This window comes from Schaalia sp. Marseille-Q2122, assembly GCF_903645355.1.
Taxonomy (GTDB): domain Bacteria; phylum Actinomycetota; class Actinomycetes; order Actinomycetales; family Actinomycetaceae; genus Pauljensenia.
On the sequence record NZ_CAHJXR010000001.1, the window covers coordinates 55,106 to 72,790 of the forward strand.

At 62.1% G+C, this 17,685-nt stretch carries 17 protein-coding genes and 3 tRNA genes; 14 read left to right on the top strand and 6 right to left on the bottom strand.

What is annotated here, in order from left to right; translation table 11 throughout:
* Nucleotides 1-882, top strand: a complete 882-nt coding sequence (locus HWX48_RS00200; protein WP_175953496.1) for a purine-nucleoside phosphorylase — start codon at nt 1-3, stop codon at nt 880-882.
* A 75-nt stretch (nt 883-957) separates the two neighbouring features.
* Here the strand turns inward: HWX48_RS00200 and HWX48_RS00205 are convergent, their stop codons facing one another.
* From HWX48_RS00205 to HWX48_RS00215, 3 genes are all read right to left on the bottom strand, one after another.
* Nucleotides 958-1,431, bottom strand: coding sequence for a hypothetical protein (locus HWX48_RS00205; protein ID WP_175953498.1), 474 nt, complete (start codon nt 1,429-1,431; stop codon nt 958-960).
* Nucleotides 1,412-1,897 (bottom strand): hypothetical protein, encoded by a 486-nt coding sequence (locus tag HWX48_RS00210; RefSeq protein ID WP_175953499.1) that lies wholly within the window; start codon nt 1,895-1,897, stop codon nt 1,412-1,414. The genes HWX48_RS00205 and HWX48_RS00210 overlap by 20 nt, the downstream gene beginning before the upstream one ends.
* A 138-nt stretch (nt 1,898-2,035) precedes the next feature.
* On the bottom strand, nt 2,036-3,247 hold the full coding sequence (locus HWX48_RS00215) for a MalY/PatB family protein (RefSeq protein ID WP_175953501.1): 1,212 nt from the start codon (nt 3,245-3,247) through the stop codon (nt 2,036-2,038).
* Between the two features lie 58 nt (nt 3,248-3,305).
* Here HWX48_RS00215 and gltX point away from each other — a divergent pair, with 58 nt between their 5' ends.
* The 8 genes from gltX to HWX48_RS00255 all read left to right on the top strand — a co-directional run bounded on the left by gltX (nt 3,306) and on the right by HWX48_RS00255 (nt 9,127).
* Nucleotides 3,306-4,820 (top strand): glutamate--tRNA ligase, encoded by a 1,515-nt coding sequence (gene gltX / locus HWX48_RS00220; protein ID WP_175953503.1) that lies wholly within the window; start codon nt 3,306-3,308, stop codon nt 4,818-4,820.
* Nucleotides 4,821-5,127: 307 nt separating this feature from the next.
* Entirely contained in the window at nt 5,128-6,081 is a 954-nt protein-coding gene (locus HWX48_RS00225) for a metal ABC transporter substrate-binding protein (protein WP_175953505.1), read from the top strand.
* Nucleotides 6,078-6,821, top strand: coding sequence for a metal ABC transporter ATP-binding protein (locus tag HWX48_RS00230; protein WP_254872884.1), 744 nt, complete (start codon nt 6,078-6,080; stop codon nt 6,819-6,821). The genes HWX48_RS00225 and HWX48_RS00230 overlap by 4 nt, the downstream gene beginning before the upstream one ends.
* Entirely contained in the window at nt 6,818-7,774 is a 957-nt protein-coding gene (locus tag HWX48_RS00235; protein WP_175953506.1) for a metal ABC transporter permease, read from the top strand. Before HWX48_RS00230 ends, HWX48_RS00235 begins: the two co-directional genes overlap by 4 nt.
* Nucleotides 7,771-8,721: a metal ABC transporter permease gene (locus tag HWX48_RS00240; RefSeq protein WP_175953508.1), complete on the top strand. Its 951-nt coding sequence runs from the start codon at nt 7,771-7,773 to the stop codon at nt 8,719-8,721. Before HWX48_RS00235 ends, HWX48_RS00240 begins: the two co-directional genes overlap by 4 nt.
* Nucleotides 8,722-8,828: 107 nt before the next feature.
* Nucleotides 8,829-8,900: transfer RNA gene (locus HWX48_RS00245), tRNA-Gln, on the top strand.
* Nucleotides 8,901-8,938: 38 nt separating this feature from the next.
* A tRNA-Glu gene (locus HWX48_RS00250) sits at nt 8,939-9,011 on the top strand.
* 43 nt (nt 9,012-9,054) lie between these two features.
* Nucleotides 9,055-9,127, top strand: a tRNA-Glu gene (locus tag HWX48_RS00255).
* A gap of 387 nt (nt 9,128-9,514) precedes the next feature.
* Here HWX48_RS00255 and HWX48_RS00260 read toward each other — a convergent pair.
* Nucleotides 9,515-10,249, bottom strand: a complete 735-nt coding sequence (locus tag HWX48_RS00260; RefSeq protein ID WP_124871857.1) for an IclR family transcriptional regulator — start codon at nt 10,247-10,249, stop codon at nt 9,515-9,517.
* Between the two features lie 132 nt (nt 10,250-10,381).
* On the opposite strand from HWX48_RS00260, the gene leuC reads away from it, so the two are divergent.
* From leuC to HWX48_RS00285, 5 genes are all read left to right on the top strand, one after another.
* Complete coding sequence (leuC, locus tag HWX48_RS00265; RefSeq protein ID WP_175953510.1) at nt 10,382-11,875, top strand: 3-isopropylmalate dehydratase large subunit; 1,494 nt, start codon at nt 10,382-10,384, stop codon at nt 11,873-11,875.
* Nucleotides 11,876-11,900: 25 nt separating this feature from the next.
* The gene (gene leuD, locus HWX48_RS00270) at nt 11,901-12,563 is read left to right on the top strand and encodes a 3-isopropylmalate dehydratase small subunit (protein ID WP_175953512.1); all 663 of its coding nucleotides are present in this window, start codon (nt 11,901-11,903) and stop codon (nt 12,561-12,563) included.
* Nucleotides 12,564-12,701: 138 nt separating this feature from the next.
* Nucleotides 12,702-14,027: a UDP-N-acetylglucosamine 1-carboxyvinyltransferase gene (murA, locus tag HWX48_RS00275; protein ID WP_175953514.1), complete on the top strand. Its 1,326-nt coding sequence runs from the start codon at nt 12,702-12,704 to the stop codon at nt 14,025-14,027.
* Nucleotides 14,028-14,032: 5 nt separating this feature from the next.
* Nucleotides 14,033-14,977 carry a diacylglycerol kinase family protein gene (locus HWX48_RS00280; RefSeq protein ID WP_254872885.1) on the top strand — a complete coding sequence of 315 codons (945 nt, stop codon included), beginning with the start codon at nt 14,033-14,035 and terminating at the stop codon, nt 14,975-14,977.
* Between the two features lie 75 nt (nt 14,978-15,052).
* A complete protein-coding gene (locus HWX48_RS00285) occupies nt 15,053-15,841 on the top strand; it encodes a 1-acyl-sn-glycerol-3-phosphate acyltransferase (protein WP_175953516.1) in 789 nt (262 codons plus the stop codon).
* 212 nt (nt 15,842-16,053) lie between these two features.
* On the opposite strand, the gene HWX48_RS00290 is transcribed toward HWX48_RS00285, so the two are convergent.
* Together HWX48_RS00290 and HWX48_RS00295 are read right to left on the bottom strand one after the other, a co-directional pair.
* The gene (locus HWX48_RS00290; protein WP_175953518.1) at nt 16,054-16,752 is read right to left on the bottom strand and encodes a hypothetical protein; all 699 of its coding nucleotides are present in this window, start codon (nt 16,750-16,752) and stop codon (nt 16,054-16,056) included.
* Between the two features lie 84 nt (nt 16,753-16,836).
* A complete protein-coding gene (locus HWX48_RS00295) occupies nt 16,837-17,637 on the bottom strand; it encodes a hypothetical protein (RefSeq protein WP_175953520.1) in 801 nt (266 codons plus the stop codon).
* Nucleotides 17,638-17,685 lie beyond the last annotated feature (48 nt).

Below are 17,685 nucleotides of genomic sequence, written 5' to 3' on the forward strand. Positions count from 1 at the left end.
ATGTGCGCCGCTCAGGTTGACCCGCGTTTCACTGACGCCCTCATTGACGAGGCCGCCGCCGATGCCGCTTTAGCGATCACCATTGCCTGCGGTGGGCAGCAGCCTTTCGCCCTAGTTGTTTTAGGGTCGGGTTTGGCGGGCGCCCTTGATGGGGAGCATGCCACAGACTCGGATACTGTGCGTTGGGGCGCCTGGGGTGAGCCTCGTGAGGTTCTGCCCCTGTCCGCCTTACCTGGCATCATGGCTCCCGTTGCTGACGGGCACCTTGATGAGTTGCGGGTGTACGAGCGTCCCTGCGGGCCCGTCCTCGTGGCGCTGGGGCGCACGCACCTGTACGAGGGCGTTGCCCCGAAGGCTGTGACGGCTCTTGTGCGTGCTGCTGCGGCTGCTGGGGTGGAGCGGGCCATCCTGTGCAACGCCAATGGCTGCTTGAAGGAGTGGGAGCTGGGTGATGTCATGACGATCACCGATCACCTGAACTTCTCTGGCTCCTCACCCTTTGATGGGCCGCTATTCGTTGACATTATGGGCGTGTGGGACGCTGAGCTGAACACTGCCCTGAGCGAGCACACGCAGCGCAGCGGCACCTACGCGATCATGCGTGGCCCCGAGTATCAGACCATGGCAGAGACTCGCTGGCTGGCCTCCACGGGCGCTGACTGTGTGGGCATGTCCACGGTAATGGAAGCAATCACCGCACATGCCTTGGGTGTGCGCGTGTGCGGCATGAGCGTTGTTTCGGACCTGTCTTTTGCGGATGGACCTACCGACCCGCAGGCTGTGGTCGAGGCTGCAGCCCGCGCGGGCCGCACGGTCTTTGCAGGCATCGAGGCGGCCTTGCGAGTGCCCGTCTTGGAGACTGGAGAGCTCACAGCGCGATAGCGCAGGTCATCACGGCTCCAACACCAAGGGGGGTTCTCGGCTTCAGCCGAGAACCCCCCAACTATGCTGAAGCAGTTATGCCACCGAGCGTTGGCGTCTGACTCGGTCACGGTGGGAGAGGATTTCGAGAGCATCCATGTAGCGGTCGCAGACCAGGGGATCAATCTGGAAATCGCTCCCTGGTGCTGCGCCCGCTGCTCCGCTCAGGCTAGCGGGGGAGGGCATGACCAGGGTGCAGGCGTCGGTCTGATTCCACAGGGTAATGCGCACAGGCAGCTTGAGTGCCCGGGAAAAGCCGGTGATGCGCACGGCGTCGGCCTCGCGCGCGGCAGAAGGGCAGGCGTAGGCGTCGCCGTCGGCGGCGCGAAACTCCTTGGTAATGTCGCGCTGGGAGAGTTCGACTTGAATATTGGGCCACTGGGAGGATGCCTTCACATCAGCGCCTGCAACGGTGAGGAAGGACAACATGCCTTCCCAGCTGGTGGGCCAGGAAAGCTGGTAGTGGAGGGTAAGAAACCCATTGCGTTCATCAAAAGAGCGTATCTGCATGGTGGGTTCCTCGATCTCGTGGGGCTCCCGAGAGGACCCGCTCAATGTGGGCGATGATCTCGAGATTATCCATGTAGCGGTCGAATACGTGGTCACTTTCGTGCATTGCCGACCCGCTGAGGGCTTCAAGCAGGCACTCGTGGACGTCGCAGCGCACAGTGAAACGCAGGGTGCTTTCCATCAGGCGTGAATGTCCTTCGACCTGCAGGGTGTGATCCTCCGTGCGAGGCAGGCCCAAAGCGTTGTGGTTCAGGGCAGCGGGGTTGAGGTCGGCCGCGTAGAGAGCGTTGGTGATGTCCTGAGAGTTGACGAGGACGCGCAGGGGGTGAGAGCGGTCGGTGATGAGGTCGGTTGTGAGGAGGCCACGAAGGAAAGCCGCGCAGTCTTCCCAGGTGAATGGCCATGTTGTCTCGTAGGAGTAGGCGATGGAGCCATCGGCGCGAGGCTCAGCAGCACGTAGCAGCATGGCGTGACTCCCCTTCATCCTGATGCCAACACTGATCTCTATCAACGCTAATTGAAAAAGATGTTTCGCGGGCGGTTTTGGACAACGAGTTTTCGGCTACTTCAGGCTCTACGGCGGCTCAACAGTCCCGGAACTGGTCTAATGCATCCCAGGGTAGGTTGCATTAATTGCCTCGACGATTAATCCTGCCGTCTCAGGCGCGCACCCCACGTTAATACGCGCCCAGCGTTCAAACCCGGCGCCAAGGGAGCGCCCCGCGTTCGTCGAAACGCCTCCGACCTCCCTGAGCTGCGCGTCGGGCGAAGCGTCACCCTCAAGGCATAACGCACTGAAATCCCACCACGTCAGGTAGGTGGCCTGAGGGCGGTGGAAACACAAGGCACTGTCGGAAGTAGGGGAGGAGTAGAACGCCTCGTCAAGCATGTCAAAGTTGCCCCGGACGATCACCTTTACTTCCTCCAACCACGGCTCGCCCCCAGGCGACGATGCAGTCTCGTAGGCGGCGATTGCAGCCAGAGCACCATAGGAATTCATCTCGTGGGCAAGCTGATCATCCGCCGCCATCCAACGCTCGCGCAAAGCCTCGTCCGGCAGGATCACCTGCGCGCACGGCAGGGCCGCAATATTCCAGCCCTTCGAGGCCGCCACCGCCGTCACCGTATGCGCCGCGCTCTCCGGCCCCAGGGAAGCATAGGAGATGAAAGGGGAGTCATCCATGACCAGGGGAGCGTGAATCTCATCAGAAAACACCACCACCTCATAGTCGGCAAGCACCGCATGCAGGGCGCGTAGTTCAGCCTCGCTCAGTACCCGCCCCGTTGGATTCCACGGGTTGCACAAAATGAGCATCCCCGCCCCGGCCTCGCACGCCCGGCGAATCCTCTCCAAATCCAGCGCCCACACCGCCCCATTGCCCGGCGTGTACAGGGCGGGCACCTCGATCACGGGGTGGCCGTGGGCTGGTGGGATCGTTAAAAACGGCATGTAGGCGGGCGTGGGGACGATTACCGCAGCGCCCGCCGGAACCACCGTATCGAGGGCGAGGGCGAGCGCCCCCAGCACCGAACGCGCCGGACGAATCGCCCCGGCCTCGACCTGCCAGCCATGAACCGCGCTCTGGTAGGCGGCGGTTGCCTCAGCCAAACGAGGAGCCAACCACGTGGGCTGATAGCCCGTGAAACCACCACGGATCGCGCCAATAATGGCCTCCTCCACCACGGGCGCCGTACCAAAATCCATCTCCGCCACCCAGGCGCCCAGCGTCGGTGAGCCATCAGCGCGAGTGATGCCCGTCCACTTCAGCGAACCGGCCTGACGCATCTGAGCGGCAGAATATGTGCGAACAGACATGGAAACTCCCTAAGTGGCGGTATTCGAGGGCCCTACACGCGAGTAGACTACAAGCATTATGACTGTTACTACCGCAACCGGCTCCGACGTTCGCGTCCGTTTCTGCCCTTCCCCCACGGGAACCCCCCACGTTGGCATGGTCCGCACCTGCCTGTTCAACTGGGCGTACGCCCGCCACACCGGCGGCACCTTCGTATTCCGCATTGAAGACACCGACGCCGCACGCGACTCGGAAGAATCCTTCGACCAGATTCTCGACTCCCTGCGCTGGCTGGGACTCGACTGGGACGAGGGCGTCGAAAAGGGAGGCCCCCACGAGCCCTACCGCCAGTCGCAGCGCATGGACATCTACCGTGACATCGCCGCGCGCCTGCTTGAGGCCGGCTACGCCTACGAGTCCTACTCCACTCCCGACGAGATCGAAGCCCGCCACCGCGCAGCGGGGCGCGACCCCAAGCTCGGCTACGACGGCTTTGACCGCGACCTGAGCGACGAGCAGATCGCAGCCTACAAGGCTGAGGGCCGCCAGCCCGTGCTGCGTATGCGCATGCCCGATGAGGACATCACCTTTGATGACCTGGTTCGTGGCGAGATCACCTTCAAGGCTGGCTCCGTGCCTGACTACGTCATTGTGCGCGCCAATGGGGATCCGCTCTACACCCTGGTTAACCCCGTTGATGACGCGCTGATGAAGATCACCCACGTCCTGCGTGGCGAGGACCTGCTCTCCTCCACCCCGCGTCAGATCGTCCTCTACCGTGCGCTGGAAGCCATTGGTGTGGCCGACTACATGCCGCGCTTTGGCCACCTGCCCTATGTGATGGGCGAGGGGAATAAGAAGCTGTCCAAGCGCGACCCCGAATCGAATCTGCTGCTCCACCGCGAGGCCGGCATGATTCCCGAGGGCCTGACGAACTACCTGGCGCTGCTGGGCTGGGCCATCAGCCCCGACAATGACGTGTTCTCCATGGAAGAGATGATCGAAGCCTTCGATATCTCGGCCGTGAACCCCAACCCCGCACGTTTCGACCAGAAGAAGTGCGTGGCTATTAACGCTGAGCATATCCGCCGCCTGGAGGTGGCAGACTTCCAGCGCCGTATCGTGCCCTTCCTGCATGGCAAGGGTTTCGTGTCGGCCGATTCTTTCGATGCTCTGACCGATCGTGAGCGTGAGATCATCGAGGCGTCCGCCCACATGGTTCAGACCCGCGTGCAGATGCTGGGCGAGGTGCCCGGCATGATGGGCTTCCTCTTCGTTGAGGGTGCTGACGTCACTCTTGATGAGACGTCGGTGAAGAAGCTCAAGGAGAACGCCGGTGAGGTGCTCGACACCGCGATTGGCGTCATCAATGGGCTGGGCGAGGACGAGTTCACGACCACCGTCCTCGAAGAGAAGCTGCGCGAGGCCATTGTTGATGGCATGGGTATCAAGCCGCGCCTGGCCTTTGGTCCCCTGCGCGTGGCCGTGACTGGCCGTCAGGTTTCTCCGCCGCTCTTTGAGTCTATGGAGATTATTGGCCGCGAGGCCTCCGTAGGTCGCCTGCTTGCTCTGAAGGAGCACCTGGCCAGCTGAGTGTGGCTTGAACGGAGTGGAAGGGGAGTCTCGTGAGGGGCTCCCCTTCTTCATGTCCGTGGGGGCGCGGTTTGGCGTATCAAGCAGTGGGCCGGGATTCACTTGGAGTGGGACGTTGTGGTTTGAGCCCCGCCCAGTGAGTGTGTGATGTGGGACGGGAATATCGGAGAGTTTTCACTGCGCCCCGCAATGGTGATAGTGTTTCGGTACACCGAAAAATGAATGTGGGCAATGGTGGTAAGGTAAGGCTTGCCTTACCACTCAATGTCTGGTGGGCAAAGCTGTAAACACGCCTAAGGAGGCATCTATGTCACGAACACTTCTGCGCGGCCTCGCTCTTGCCGCCGTGGCCGCTCTGGGACTTTCGGCCTGTGGGTCAACCGAAACAACCGCCACCGACACCCCCGCAAACGACGGCGCCCTCACCATCTTCGCCACCACCGGCTACCTCGGTGACGCTGCGCAGGTCATCGCCCCCGACGCCAAGGTCACCGTCATGGTCGAACCCGGCGGCGACCCCCACACCTACCAGCCCACCACCCAGGACATCGAAGCCATGCAATCGGCCAACCTCGTCCTGTGGAACGGCCTGCACCTCGAAGCCCTCATGATCGACCAGCTCCGCGAGCAGGGCGACCGCCAGCTCGAAGTCGGCGAAAAGGTCCCCCACGACCTCCTCCTCGACTGGCCCGAAACCGACGACCAAGGCAACCCTCTGCACGACCCCCACATCTGGAACTCCCCCGAGATCTGGAAGGGCGTCGTCGACCAGATCGCCGCACGCCTCGGTGAAATCGACCCCGACAACGCCTCGACCTACGCTGACAACGCCAAGGCCTACAACACCAAGATCGACGAAATCGACGCCATGGCCAAGGAAAAGTTCGCCCAGCTCAAGGACGAAAACCGCGTGCTCGTCACCGGCCACGACGCCTTCAACTACCTGGGCGCCCGCTACAACCTCAAGGTCTACGCCACCGACTTCGTCACCTCCGAAGCCGAAATGTCTCCCGCGCAGCTTGAAGAACTCGCCACCACCATCGCCGACGCCCAGGTGCCCGCCATCTTCATCGACAACCTGAAGAACCCTCAGGCCGTTGAATCCCTCCAGGAAGCCGTCAAGGCCAAGGGCTGGGACGTCGCCATCGCGGAGGAAGAACTCTACGCAGACTCCCTGGGTGATGCCGCACCCGTCGACACCTACCTGGGCGTCTTCGAACACAACGTTCTCGCCGTCACCAAGGGCCTTGGGGTGAAGTGACCGTGAACGCCTGCGCCGCCCTTCACATTGACTCCCTCTCCGTTGCCTACCGGGAAAAACCGGTGGTCAAAAACGCCACCGTCACCGTTCCCCAAGGGGCAGCAATGGGGATCGTCGGGCCCAATGGCGCAGGAAAGTCCACCCTGCTGAAGGCCTCCCTCAACCTCATTCCTCGACTGACCGGAGCAGCACAGTTCTTTGGTGTGAGTCTGGACGAGGCCCGAAGCAGGGTGGGCTACATGCCCCAACACGCCTCCGTGGACTGGGACTTCCCAGCCACCGTCGCCGACGTCGTCCTCATGGGCACCTACGGCACCCTCCGCTGGGGAGGCCACCCCACGGCAGCCCAACGCGACGCCGCCGCAGCCGCCCTCGAAACCGTCGGCATGAGCGAATTCGCCAAACGCCAAATCGGTCAGCTCTCCGGCGGACAAAAACAGCGCGTATTCCTCGCCCGCGTCCTCGCCCAACAGCCCGAACTGCTCATGATGGACGAACCCTTCGCTGGCATCGACGCAGCCTCCGAACGCTCCATCATGAAGGTCCTCGGTGACCTTCGCGCCCAAGGCTGCACCCTCGTCCTCGTCCACCACGACCTCTCCACCCTCTCACGCGTGTGCGACTACGCCACCTTGCTCAATGTTGAGGTCGTTGCCCAAGGCCCCATCGACGAGGTCCTCACCTCCGACAACCTCCACCGCACATACGGTGGCGGCATGATGGATTGGGCGCTGGAATGATCCTCGACATCCTCACCCAAACCGTCTACCAGCGCGTGCTCGTGGGCACGGCACTCATCGGTTTCTCCTGCGGGCTCCTTGGAACCTTCACCTACCTGCGCCGACAAGCCCTCATCGCCGACGTCGTCGGCCACTCCACCATGCTGGGCGTCACCAGCGCCTTCCTCTTCTCAGTGCTGGCCCTGGGCATTGATGGACGCAATATGATCGTCATCGTGATCGTCAGCGCCATCGTCGGCGTCCTTTCCTCCGCGCTGAGCAGCTTCCTTGAAAGGATCACCCCCCTTGGGCACGACACCACCATGGCTGTCATCCTCGCCCTCACCTTCGGCGGCGGCATGGCGCTACTGTCTGAGATCAACAAGAGGACCTTCCCCTCCTCCAAAGCCGGCCTGAAGGACTACCTCTTCGGTAATGCCACGACCCTCACCTGGTCCGATATCCGCATCTCCGGAGCCTTCGCCCTCGCTGCCCTCCTCGTCGTCCTCATCCTGTGGTCCGATATTCAGCTCTACATCTTCGACGCTGCCGCAGCGACAGTCCTTGGACGCCCCGTACGCCTCGTATCCATCGCCCTGACCAGCGCAACCGTCATCGGCATCGTCATCGGCGTCAAAGCCGTGGGTCTCGTCCTCGTTGTCGCCTACGTCATCCTTCCGGCCGTATCTGCCCGCCAGTGGGTGAACTCCATGCGATCCATGGCTATCCTCGCTGGCCTCTTTGGGATGTTCGCCTCGGTCGCCGGATCGATTATCTCCATCACCGCAGGCAAACTCCCCACCGGCCCCACCACGGTCATCGTCCTTACGCTCCTCACAGTCTTCTCTCTGCTCGCCGCGCCTGAACGCTCACTGATCCTGCGCGCCATACGCCGACGCCAAGCCCGCCAGGTCCTGCTTGAGCAACTACAACGAGAGGCGCAGGGCAGCACGATGCAGGAGGTGACAGCATGACCCCCTACGCAGCTGGCGTCATGATGCTCATGGTCCTCACCGCCATTACCTGCGCACTCCCGGGCGCCTTCCTCGTCACCTCGCGCCAATCCATGCTCGTTGACGCGATGAGCCACGCAGCCTTCCCCGGTATCGTCCTGGCCGCACTCATCTGGCCCATCGGTTCGCCCTACCTCATTATTGGTGCAGCTCTCCTTGCCCTCCTTGTCGTCATCGCCTCAGAAGCGGTCGAACACACAGGCCTGGTCTCACGCGACGCCGCTCAGGGCCTTTTGTTCCCGGGCTTATTTTCCGTGGGCGTGGTGCTGCTGTCCACGAAGTTCGCCCACCTCCACCTGCACGAGGACGCCGTCCTCGTGGGAGACCCCAATATCGTTGCCGTCACGCATCTGACGATCTTTGGCGTGGATGTTGGCCCCTCCTACGCCTACGTCATGCTGGGTGTCCTCGCACTCAATGCGCTCTTCCTTGTCTTGACGCACCGCCAGCTCAGTGTCGTCGTGTTTGACGCCGACTATGCGCGCACCATTGGCCTGCCCGTACGAGGCCTACGCATGGCAGCGATGGTGCTGGTGGCAATCACCCTCACGGCCTCCTTCTATGCGGCAGGCGCGGTGCTTGTCATCGCCTTCGTCGTCGTGCCTGCGGCTACAGCCTCACTCTTTGCCAGATCCTTCCCCGGCGTCATCTGGGGTTCAGTGGGCATCGCAGCGGTCATCACCGTGCCGGTATTCCTCGCCACCTACTACACGGCGAGGCCAACATCGTCATGGACGGCGTGGGCTTTTGGGGCCGTGTTCGTATTGGCAGCTGTGGTGCGTCATCTTGGTCGCGTCCTGCACCATGCGCGCCTGCGCAGCGGGGTAGAGGCGGACTCTCAAGGGGAGGCTGAGGCGGAGGTGGCGAGCGCGCCAGAAGCGCGTGTGAGGGCCGAAAAAGTGGTGTGAGAATAACCATGACAGCAGGATTTGGAAAAGAAGATCACCCCTGCTAATGTTTTCTTTCGTCGCAATGAGACAGCTCAATATTGAGCTCAGTCTTTGAGTGAACACCATGGGGTATGGTGTAATTGGCAGCACGAAGGTTTCTGGTTCCTTTAGTCTTGGTTCGAGTCCAGGTACCCCAGCGGTTAGCAGTCGCTAGCAATAGTGAAAGCTGACAGTGGCCCCCATCGTCTAGCGGCCTAGGACGACGCCCTCTCACGGCGTTAACACCGGTTCAAATCCGGTTGGGGGTACGGATCCATGCGGATCATAAACACCTGCTTGCAGGTCATATGGGCCCCCATCGTCTAGCGGCCTAGGACGACGCCCTCTCACGGCGTTAACACCGGTTCAAATCCGGTTGGGGGTACAAGAGATCGGGAGGAACTACGGTTCCTCCCGATTGTCGTATGCGTTCAAGGCTTTGAGGCCTCTAGGGCCTTGCCCAGAATGCCTGGTCTTAAGGCCCATTTTTCTGTTGTCGCGTCTCTTCTCTCCGGAGTGCTTGAGCGGGGAGTTGTGTGACGGTTGTTGTGTTGTGGAGCAGTTGTGATCTTTTGTGCCGGTTATTGGTGTCACGCAATGCAACAAGTGCTCCGTAAGTGGCCTCTGCGCGGACAATGCGTGCGCAGTCGACCTGCCTCGGCCAGCCTCTCCGCGAACACAGGACAACCAGCACCAAGCTTTTGCGCAAAAAACTCCCCGCCGGGCGGTGCGAGAACCGGCCCGGCGGGGAGTCCTTTTCAGGGGAGGTGCACTAAAGTTCAACGTCCTCGACAGTTCGGAGGAAGTCCGAGAGGCGGTTAGCCGCTGCAACAACCGAGGGCCCGTGTTGACGGCCCGGCTGACGGCCCATGCGCTCAATGGGTCCAGAGATGGAGATTGCTGCCAGGACGCGCCCGGAGGGGCCTCGAACGGGCGCCGACACGGAAGCAACACCGGGTTCGCGTTCTCCCACGGACTGTGCCCAGCCGCGGCGGCGAACCTGAGAGAGCATGGTGGCGTTAAAGGAGGCGCCATAGAGGCCACGGTGCAGGCGGTCGGGTTCTTCCCAGGCGAGGAGGACCTGCGCGGCCGAGCCTGCCTTCATGGAGAGGGTGGCGCCAACGGGGATGGAGTCACGCAGACCCATCTTGCGTTCCGATGCGGCCACACAGATACGCACGTCGCCTTGGCGGCGGTACAGCTGCGTGGATTCCTTCGAGTGGTCGCGTAGGGCAATCAGGACGGGCATTGCGGCCGAGAGAAGACGATCCTCGCCTGCGGATGAGGCGAGTTCTTGAAGGCGGGGACCCAGAATGAAGCGTCCCTGCATGTCACGGGCCACCATGCGGTGGTATTCGAGTGCGACAGCCAGACGGTGGGCTGTCGGGCGAGCCAAACCGGTACTAGAGACGAGTTGAGCGAGGGTGGCGGGACCTGCTTCGAGGGCGCTGAGGACCATCGCCGCCTTGTCCAGAACGCCCACTCCACTGGATGTTGTGTCCTCCATACCCAAAGTTTCCCATCTCACGCACTGAGATGCAAAACCCTAGAGCGGGAAAACTGGCCAAACATGGAGCGCAGACACAGGGTGACACCCTGACAGAATCCATCGACTACGCGACCTGAAGGAGGAGAGGCGATGGCGGGCACTTTGGCGGAAAAGGTCTGGTCAGACCACATTGTGACGCGCGGAGAAGGCGGTGCTCCCGACCTTCTGTACATCGATTTGCACCTCGTCCATGAGGTCACCAGCCCCCAGGCTTTTGACGGATTACGCCTCGCTGGACGTCGGGTCAGGCGACCTGAACATACGATCGCAACCGAGGACCACAACACCCCCACCGTCGACATCGACCAACCCATCGCCGATGAAACCTCCCGCATCCAGATCAACACCCTGCGCGCCAACGCTGAAGAATTCGGCATCCGCATCCACTCCCTGGGCGATGCGGACCAGGGCATCGTCCACGTCGTTGGCCCCCAGCTGGGCCTGACCCAGCCGGGCATGACCATTGTCTGCGGCGACTCCCACACCTCCACCCACGGCGCCTTTGGCGCACTCGCCTTCGGTATTGGCACCTCCGAGGTCGAACACGTCCTCGCCACCCAGACTCTGCCGCTGGCCCCCTTCAAGACCATGGCGATCACGGTCAACGGCTCTTTGCCGCCGGGTTCCTCGGCAAAGGACATTATCCTGGCCGTCATTGCCAAGATCGGCACAGGCGGCGGACAGGGCTACGTCCTCGAATATCGCGGCCAGGCAATCCGCGAGCTCTCCATGGAGGGCCGCATGACCATCTGCAATATGTCCATTGAGGCCGGTGCTCGCGCCGGCATGGTCGCCCCCGACCAGACGACCTTCGACTACATCAAGGGCCGCCCCCACGCCCCCGAAGGTGAGGACTGGGACGCGGCCGTGGCCTACTGGTCAACGCTGCGCTCCGATGATGACGCCACCTTCGACGCTGAGGTCATCCTCGAAGCCGCCGACATTGAACCCTTCGTCACCTGGGGAACCAACCCCGGCCAGGGCGTGCGCTTGTCTGATAGCGTGCCCCACCCCGAGGACTTCACGGACGAAACCCTGCGCGTCGCCGCTGAACGCGCCCTGGAATACATGGACCTCACGCCCGGCACCCCCATGCGTGAGATCCCCGTTGACGCTGTTTTCCTCGGCTCGTGCACGAACGGCCGCATCGAGGACCTGCGAGCTGCCGCTGCGGTTATTCAAGGCCGCACAAAGGCTCCGGGCGTGCGCATGCTCGTCGTCCCAGGCTCGGCGCGTGTGCGCCTGCAGGCTGAAGCTGAGGGCCTGGATAAGATCTTCAATGCTTTCGGCGCTGAATGGCGTAATGCCGGGTGCTCCATGTGTCTAGGGATGAATCCCGACCAGCTAGGCCCGGGGGAGCGTGCGGCGTCGACCTCGAACCGTAACTTTGAGGGACGGCAGGGGAAGGGGTCGCGCACGCACCTCGTCTCGCCCCTCGTCGCTGCAGCAACTGCGGTGCGCGGCACCCTTTCAAGCCCCAATGACCTTGACCCTGCGCCCGACTTGTCTGCCTTCCTCGGTGCGCCCACCGGCCCGGAGGGGACGCAGGACGAGGCCACCCCCAGCGTCGGCTGCGGCTGCTAACCAACCAAGGACGGAGGACATTCCCATGGAAAAGTTCACGACCCACACGGGCATTGGTGTTCCGCTGCGCCGCTCCAACGTTGACACCGACCAGATCATCCCCGCTGTCTACCTCAAGCGCGTCACCCGCACCGGCTTTGAGGACGCGCTTTTTGCCGCCTGGCGTGGCGACCCCGACTTCGTCCTCAATAACGATGCCTACGCCGCCGGCTCGGTCCTCGTGGCAGGGCCCGATTTTGGGACCGGATCGTCCCGCGAGCATGCGGTGTGGGCGTTGAAGGACTACGGCTTCCGCGTCGTCCTCGCCCCGAAGTTTGCTGACATTTTCCGCGGTAACTCCGGTAAGCAGGGCCTCCTGACGGGCATTATCAGCCAGGAGGACACTGAAATGCTGTGGAAGATCCTCGAACATGAGCCGGGCGCGACCATCACCGTCTCCCTGGAGGAACGCACCGTCACTGCGGGCACTTTCGTGTGCTCCTTCCAGATTGACGACTACACGCGCTGGCGTCTGATGGAGGGCCTGGATGACATTGGCCTGACCCTGCGTGATGAAGAAGCCATCGCCGCCTACGAGGCTTCCCGCCCCTCCTTTAAGCCGGCAACCTTGCCCGCAAAGACCCTCCCCGCACAAGAGGTTGTTTCTGCACGTCCGGTGGCATTGGGGATGCCGGGGATTCGTTCCTGATTCGACAGGTGTTGCCATTGCAACACCGTGGCGCCTACTTGATGCCCAGCTCTGCTCTAGAGTTAGTCTCAGAGATTGACAAGCTGGCGCCCGCCTGGGCAGCTCAAAGATAGACACACGGGAATGGAGCACTCTCCCATGACCTCAATCCTCCAAGTTGAAGGTGGACACCCCCTGACGGGCACTATCACCGTGCGCGGTGCAAAGAACTTTGTGCCCAAAGCAATGGTGGCCTCACTCCTTGGCGACACTCCCTCTGAGCTGCGCAACGTGCCCCTCATCCGTGACGTGGACGTCGTCTCTGACCTCCTGCGTGCGCACGGGGTGGAGGTCAGCTTCGATCAGGCCCACGGCACGATGGTCATGGATCCTTCGAATGTCACTCGCGCTCAGCGTTCCGACATTGACGCCCTTGGGGGCGCCTCCCGTATCCCGATCCTTTTTTGCGGCCCCCTGCTTCACCAGCTCGGCGAGGCCTTCATCCCCGAACTGGGCGGATGCAATATCGGCGGACGTCCCATTGACTTCCACCTGGAAATCCTGCGTTCCTTCGGTGCAACGGTAGAAAAGCGCGCCGATGGCGTGCACATCACCCGCCCCGCTGAGGGCCTCCAGGGTACCGTCATTGACCTGCGTTTCCCCTCAGTAGGGGCAACCGAGCAGACCCTGCTGACCGCCGTGCGTGCCGAGGGCCTCACGACCCTGCGAGGCGCAGCTGTTGAACCCGAGATCATGGACCTCATTAACGTCTTGCAGAAGATGGGCGCCATTATCTCCGTCGACACTGACCGCACCATCCGCATTGAGGGCGTCTCCAGCTTGCGCGGCTACACTCACACGGCCCTGCCTGACCGCATTGAGGCCGCATCCTGGGGCGCTGCGGCCCTGGCTACCCACGGCGACATTTACGTCCTGGGCGCCCACCAGCCCGACATGACAACCTTCCTCAATACCTTCCGTAAGGTCGGTGGCGCTTTCGATATTGATGCCGAGGGCATCCGCTTCTACCACCCGGGTGGAACCCTGAACTCCATTGCCCTAGAAACCGCCGTCCACCCCGGTTTCATGACCGACTGGCAGCAGCCCCTGGTTGTCGCCCTCACTCAGGCAACCGGTTTGTCGATCGTGCATGAGACGGTCTACGAGAACCGTTTCGGCTTCACCAAGGCCTTGCGTAAGATGGGCGCCCACATTCAGGTGTACAAGGAGTGCCTGGGCTCAACCCCCTGCCGTTTCGGTCAGCGTAACTTCATGCACTCGGCGGTCATCTCTGGCCCAACGCCCCTGCATAGCGCCGATATTACGGTCCCTGACCTGCGCGGCGGTTTCTCTCACCTCATCGCGGCTCTAGCTGCGGAAGGAACCTCGCGAGTGTCCGGCATTGACGTGATTTCTCGCGGCTACGAGCACTTCATCACCAAGCTGCGTCAGCTGGACGCTCGCGTGAACTACGTGGAGAACTGACACCCATGGATTGGGAGATGCTGGGGGAGCATGCTCTCCCCAGGGAAATGCACCTGCTCGTGTCCTCGATGAGCGCGCGAGGCCGCGCGATCGAGGTTGGACCTGCGGTTGTGCGCACCCTGCGTGCGGGTGGATGGAAGGTCACCGTGTCGGTGACAACCCCCGAGGACACCCCCCGCAAGATCGCCGCAGCATCGCGGGCTCCTTTCGTGGCCGCCTTGGGTGGGGATGGATACCTATCGGCTGTCGCGCAGGGCGTTCACGATTCCGATGCTGTCTTCATCCCCATGCCCGGTGGGCGAGGTAATGACCTGTGCCGCGCCTTGGGCGTGAGCCATGATCCTTTTGCCCGTGCTCACGAGGTCGCCGCTTTCGGCGTGGACACGGGGGATTCGGCTGACCTTGAGGCGCATATTCGCGACATTGACGGCGTGTGGGTGCGTGACGAGGACGGCTGCGACAAGCTGGTATTGGGGATCGTGGCCGTCGGCTATGAGGCTCGTGCCAATGAGATGGCGAATGCCTCGTGGTTCCGCTCCGGCCCGATGGCCTACGCCTATGGTGCTTTCGCTGCTTTTGCGACCTTTAAGGAGCGTCCCTTCCGCGCCGTCATTGACGGGAAGGATCGTGACTTGACGGGCTGGGTGGCGTCAGTGTCGAATTCTGGGTGTTCAGGTGGTGGCATCCGCATGGTGCCCAGCTCGGACCTTGAAGATGGCACGATGGAGCTCTTCCACATTGGGCGAGCCTCTAAGCGCACCGCTCTGGCGGCATTGACCCAGATCGTGGTGAAACGCAATGCGGATCATCCGCTGGTGACGATCGAACCCGTCCACGAGGTCACCTTCACCGAACCTGCCGGTGTGAAGGCTTGGGCTGATGGCGACCCGATTGCCTCCATTCCTTGCACGATGAGGGTTGCTCAGGGCGTTGTCCGTATGCTTGCCTGAGCGTTTGTGCGCTGCACTATCTCAGATGTGAGCCGGTGCCGTCAGCGCTGCGCTCACGCATTAAGATGAGGAACCATGAGCAAACCGGTCACTGGCCTGTATCGCGTTGTCAAGGGCATCGCTAAGCCCCTCATGGGCACGTGGGTGAAGATGGATGTCTCCGGTGAGGAGCATCTTCCCGCCGAAGGCGCCTTCATCATCACCCCGAACCACATTTCCAACTTCGATCCGGTGTGCATCGCCCATTTCATGATGCAGCGCGGCTATCCGGTGCGTTTCCTCGCTAAGGCCGAGCTGTTTAAGACGCCTGTCGTTGGCCAGATTCTGCGTTCTATGGGGATGGTGCCCGTTGAGCGTAACTCTGATGACCCGGCAGCCGTCCTCGAGTACGCGCGTCAGGCGCTGCGTGATGGCGAGTGCGTGGGTATCTACCCTGAGGGGACGCTCACTCGGGACCCGCAGATGTGGCCGATGAAGCCTAAGACCGGTGCTGCTCGCCTGGCGTTGGATACGGGCGTGCCCGTCATTCCCATCGCCCAGTGGGGTGCTCATGAGGTCATCCCGCGTTATGCCGCCAGCATTGACCTGCGCCCGCAGCGTCCGATCATTATCCGCGTGTGCCCGCCGGTGGATCTGTCCGACCTGATGACCGAGGAGGGTTCGGCCAATCACGAGGCCGTGCAGGAAGCGACGCGCCGTATTCACGCGGCGATCGTCAAGGGTGTTGAAGAGATCCGCGGCGAGAAGGCCCCTGCGAAGCCTTGGGATTCTTCGGTGATGAGCGGGCCGGATAAGAAGACGCTGGGGCGTTTTTCGAAGTGGCGTCGCTCCCTGGCCAAGCGGGGTCGTTCCCTCAAGGGCTGACGCTCCCGACGATGAACGAGGCACCCGCCCAGCTGTCCTTCGCTGCAGAAGGGAGTGGGCGGGTGCCTCGTTTATCTTGCGTGGGCGCACGTTTAATTGGGGCGCGCACTATTGCTGCACGTTAAAGCGCGGCGTGCTGGCCTACCACGGGCACGGGCAAGGCCAGGGCCGGTGCGGCTGTCAGCGTCAGTGTTCGTGCCAGTGTCAGCGCGTCACTTCTTGACGTCAATGACCAGACGCGCAGGTCGGGTGAGGAAACCCGTCTGGACAGGGTGCTGCTCATCCATGGAGATAACGACGTGAGTCTTATCCTCCACGGTGCCGTCAACGAGGACCTCCAGCGGGCCGATCTTCACGGACTTGGCGCCCGCGAAGTAGAGCTCTTCCAGCTCAGGGGTGCTGGCCATCACCGTGCGGCCAACGGTCACGTCAAGGAAAGCCTTGCCTTCAGACTCCATCGCATCGCCCTTACCGAGGGTGACAGGAGCGTCCACCCATGCAAGCTCGGCGTCCCAGGCATCGGCCTGGTCGGTCGTGGCCTCAACACTGGGATCCTTCTTGAACTCGAGGACGACACGGTAGAAATCAGCGTGTTCGCCCACACGCACATCATGGAAGACCAAGGAGGAAGGCACAGCGGAGTCTTCAATGGAGCGAGCACCGACCTCAAGGGTCCACGCCTCCTCACCCCCGCCGATCGGGTCAAGGTTCTCGCCAACCTTGCGCGTGTAGGTCGGGATGGACTGCGGGGCGTCACCACCGCTGAGCTCATTCGCTTTGAATGCGGGCTCAGCTGCTCCGCTGGAGCCGTTGGTGCCAGGCGCAGTGCAGGCAGCAACCATGGTGGCGGCAACGCCGACGGCAAGCAGGCCGCTCAACACTCGGGCGGTGGTGTAGCGATGGGTGGACATAAAACCTCCTCAATAGGGTGATGTGTCCATCATGCCACCGTCGTCCGAGCGAGGATAGGCGCAGCTCAGAGGATCAAGAAATAGCTACTTCTTCACATCAATGACGAGGCGCGCGGGCTCTAGCAGGTAGCCCATTTGAATGTCACGCTGGGTATCCAAACCGATGGCAATATGCGTATTGCCTTCAAAGGTGTAGTTATTGACCACCTCAACGGGGCCCAGGCTGACCTCGGTGGGCCTGTCGCGGTACCGGGCGGCTAGCTCCGGGGAATCAGGCATGAAAGTGTGGGAGATATTGAGGTCAAGGAAGGCGTTGCCCGCCACCTCAATGGGAAACCCGCTGAGCTGGTCAACGGGAACATCCACCCACCCAGCAATGACACGCCACGGGTCGCGGGCGTGCTCAGGCATATCGCCGATCAGGGGCGTCCCCTCAATGGTGTCAAATTCAAGGACAACGCGGTAAAAGGTGGGGTGTTCCCCCACGCGCAGATCACGCAGGACCATGGATGTAGGGAGGGCGAGGTCTTCGAAGGTGATTGTGTCAACCTCCCGTGTCCAGTAGTGTTCGCCGCGAATGGGCGAGGTTGAGTCTTCCGACGCGCTCGGCGTCTGCGGGGAAGGCTGCTGAGGTGCAGGCGTGGGTTCAGAAGGGGAGGAGGACTCAGGCTGGTCGCTCTGCGGGGCAGGAGAGAGGCCGGTCGAGGCAGGCAGATCCGGTGCAGATTGAGTATCTGCCGTAACGTCTGGGCTGCGTAGCGTACAACCGGCTAGCACAAGCGCGCCGAGAGACACAAGCGTGAGGAAAACAGCGCCACCAACGGCGCGTCGAAGGGGAAGGCAACGCCCTCGTCGGCGAGGGCTAGCAGAGGGTATCGTCGACATTTTGGCTCCTCAACTACGACGTAATACCATCATGCCACTAGGATCAAG

Bases quoted from the DNA above. Each gene is read 5' to 3' on its own strand.
- HWX48_RS00235 (WP_175953506.1), top strand. From the start codon at position 6,818: ATGATCCTCGACATCCTCACCCAAACCGTCTACCAGCGCGTGCTCGTG.
- HWX48_RS00205 (WP_175953498.1), bottom strand. From the start codon at position 1,431: ATGCAGATACGCTCTTTTGATGAACGCAATGGGTTTCTTACCCTCCAC.
- gltX (WP_175953503.1), top strand. From the start codon at position 3,306: ATGACTGTTACTACCGCAACCGGCTCCGACGTTCGCGTCCGTTTCTGC.
- HWX48_RS00295 (WP_175953520.1), bottom strand. From the start codon at position 17,637: ATGTCGACGATACCCTCTGCTAGCCCTCGCCGACGAGGGCGTTGCCTT.
- HWX48_RS00260 (WP_124871857.1), bottom strand. From the start codon at position 10,249: ATGGAGGACACAACATCCAGTGGAGTGGGCGTTCTGGACAAGGCGGCG.
- HWX48_RS00210 (WP_175953499.1), bottom strand. From the start codon at position 1,897: ATGCTGCTACGTGCTGCTGAGCCTCGCGCCGATGGCTCCATCGCCTAC.
- HWX48_RS00285 (WP_175953516.1), top strand. From the start codon at position 15,053: ATGAGCAAACCGGTCACTGGCCTGTATCGCGTTGTCAAGGGCATCGCT.
- HWX48_RS00200 (WP_175953496.1), top strand. From the start codon at position 1: ATGTGCGCCGCTCAGGTTGACCCGCGTTTCACTGACGCCCTCATTGAC.
- HWX48_RS00290 (WP_175953518.1), bottom strand. From the start codon at position 16,752: ATGTCCACCCATCGCTACACCACCGCCCGAGTGTTGAGCGGCCTGCTT.
- leuD (WP_175953512.1), top strand. From the start codon at position 11,901: ATGGAAAAGTTCACGACCCACACGGGCATTGGTGTTCCGCTGCGCCGC.
- HWX48_RS00215 (WP_175953501.1), bottom strand. From the start codon at position 3,247: ATGTCTGTTCGCACATATTCTGCCGCTCAGATGCGTCAGGCCGGTTCG.
- leuC (WP_175953510.1), top strand. From the start codon at position 10,382: ATGGCGGGCACTTTGGCGGAAAAGGTCTGGTCAGACCACATTGTGACG.
- HWX48_RS00280 (WP_254872885.1), top strand. From the start codon at position 14,033: ATGGATTGGGAGATGCTGGGGGAGCATGCTCTCCCCAGGGAAATGCAC.
- HWX48_RS00240 (WP_175953508.1), top strand. From the start codon at position 7,771: ATGACCCCCTACGCAGCTGGCGTCATGATGCTCATGGTCCTCACCGCC.
- HWX48_RS00225 (WP_175953505.1), top strand. From the start codon at position 5,128: ATGTCACGAACACTTCTGCGCGGCCTCGCTCTTGCCGCCGTGGCCGCT.
- murA (WP_175953514.1), top strand. From the start codon at position 12,702: ATGACCTCAATCCTCCAAGTTGAAGGTGGACACCCCCTGACGGGCACT.